This window comes from Nonomuraea lactucae, from assembly GCF_003313395.1.
In the GTDB taxonomy this organism is placed as follows: domain Bacteria; phylum Actinomycetota; class Actinomycetes; order Streptosporangiales; family Streptosporangiaceae; genus Nonomuraea; species Nonomuraea lactucae.
The window spans coordinates 1-2151 of the sequence record NZ_QNFZ01000597.1 but is presented as its reverse complement, the minus strand read 5'-3'; the positions used below and the strand labels follow the sequence as shown (position 1 = coordinate 2151).

General features: G+C 71.8%; 1 protein-coding gene and 1 pseudogene. Both read left to right on the top strand.

Annotated features, from left to right (window positions below):
* Window positions 1–1698, top strand: a 1698-nt coding sequence (gene polA / locus DQW85_RS24030) for a DNA polymerase I (RefSeq protein ID WP_113702314.1), incomplete at its 5' end; no start/stop codon positions are given.
* 271 nt (window positions 1699–1969) lie between these two features.
* A pseudogene (locus tag DQW85_RS46045) lies at window positions 1970–2151 on the top strand (polysaccharide deacetylase family protein); the annotation flags it as partial.

Sequence of the window (2151 nt, the reverse complement as noted above, 5' to 3'; positions counted from 1 at the left end):
GGCCGCGCCGGGCTGGCCTTCCGCGGCGCCTACGGCAGCGGCACGGGGCGCGTCGACGCCATCGCGATCGCCTCGCCCGACGGCACGGCCGCGCACCTCGACCCGGTCAAGCTGACCGAGGCCGACGAGGCGGCGCTGCGCGCCTGGCTGGCCGACGAGGCCCGGCCCAAGGCCGTCCACGACGCCAAGGGGCCGATCCTCGCCCTGTGGTCGCAGGGCATGAGCCTCAAGGGCCTGTCGTGCGACACCGCCCTGGCGGCCTACCTCGCGATGCCGGGCCAGCGCACGTTCGCCCTGGAGGACCTGGCCCGGCGCTACCTCAACCGCGACCTGCGCGCCGAGGAGGAGTCCAACGGGCAGGCCGCGCTCTTCGGCGACGACGAGGACGCGCCGGCCAAGGAGCTGGCGCTGCGCGCCCACGCCGTGCGCGAGCTGGCCGAGGCGCTCGAGGCGTTCCTCGCGGGCCGCGGCGGCACCCAGCTGCTGTCCGACGTGGAGCTGCCGCTGCTGAGCGTGCTGGCCGAGATGGAGCGCGCGGGCATCGCCGTCGACAGCGAATACTTCGCCTCCCTGGAGGCCGAGTTCGGCGCCGCGGTCAAGCACGCCACCGAGGAGGCCCACCGGGTCGTCGGCGAGCAGTTCAACCTCGGCTCGCCCAAGCAGCTCCAGGAGATCCTCTTCGTCCGGCTCAACCTGCCCAAGACCAAGAAGATCAAGACCGGCTACAGCACCGACGCCGACCAGCTCGCCTGGCTCGCCACGCAGACCGAGCACGAGCTGCCCACGATCATGCTGCGCCACCGCGACCAGCAGAAGCTGCGCACCACGGTCGAGGGGCTGATCAAGGAGATCGGCGACGATCGGCGCATCCACACCACCTTCAACCAGATCATCGCCGCGACGGGCCGCCTGTCGTCGGAGAAGCCCAACCTGCAGAACATCCCCATCCGCACCGCCGAGGGCCGCCGCATCCGGCAGGGCTTCATGGTCGGCGAGGGCTACGAGACGCTCCTCACCGCCGACTACAGCCAGATCGAGCTGCGCATCATGGCCCACCTGTCGGGCGACGAGTCGCTGATCGCGGCGTTCGAGTCGGGCCACGACTTCCACCAGGCCACCGCGGCCAGGGTGTTCGACCTGCCGCCCGAGCAGATCGACGGCGAGCTGCGGGCCCGCATCAAGGCCATGAACTACGGCCTCGCCTACGGCCTGTCCGACTTCGGGCTGTCGAGCCAGCTCAACATCCCGGTGGCCGAGGCGCGGGCGCTCAAGGAGGAATACTTCCAGGAGTTCGGCGGCGTGCGCGACTTCCTGCACGACATCGTGCGGCAGGCGCGCAACGACGGCTACACCGAGACCATCATGGGCCGCCGCCGCTACCTGCCCGACCTGACCAGCGACAACCGGCAGCGCCGCGAGATGGCCGAGCGGATGGCGCTCAACGCGCCCATCCAGGGCTCGGCGGCCGACATCATCAAGGTCGCGATGCTCCACGTCCACCAGGCGCTGGCGGAGGAGGGGCTGGCCTCACGCATGCTGCTGCAGGTCCACGACGAGCTGGTGTTCGAGGTGGCCCGGGGCGAGCTGGAGCGGCTCACGCAGCTGGTGTGCGACCAGATGAACGCCGCCTACCAGCTGCGCGTCCCGCTGGAGGTCTCCGTGGGGGTCGGCCACACCTGGGAGGTCGCGGGCCACTAGGGCGCCCCCGTTCCCGCGCGCGGCCCGCGGCTTCGCACGTAGGGGCGCCTCCGTTCCGAGCGTCCCGCCCGGGGCTCCGTGCGCGCCGCCGGGGCCCGTACAGCCGGTCCGCGGCCCGTACGACTGCTTCGCGCGGCCCGTACGACTGCTTGGCTTGGGGGGTTTCGTCCGCGTGTGGTGGGGCAGTTCCGGCATCGCGTGAAGCGCCCGCTGGAGGTGGTTCTGCACTACTCTTGATCAGCGTCGTTTCCCCGAGTGGCACGGGAGTTCTGTGCGGTCAGCAGCGTCACTGACGCCGATCATCGGCATCGCGAACGCCGCGGTGGTGACCGTGGCCGTCGTGGGACTCATGGTGATCCCCTCCTCCGGGGAGTCGCCGGCCCAGCCGGCCCAGCGCCCGCAGGTGCGGGCCGTGACACCCGGGACCGCGCAGCCACAGCCCGCCGCGACCGG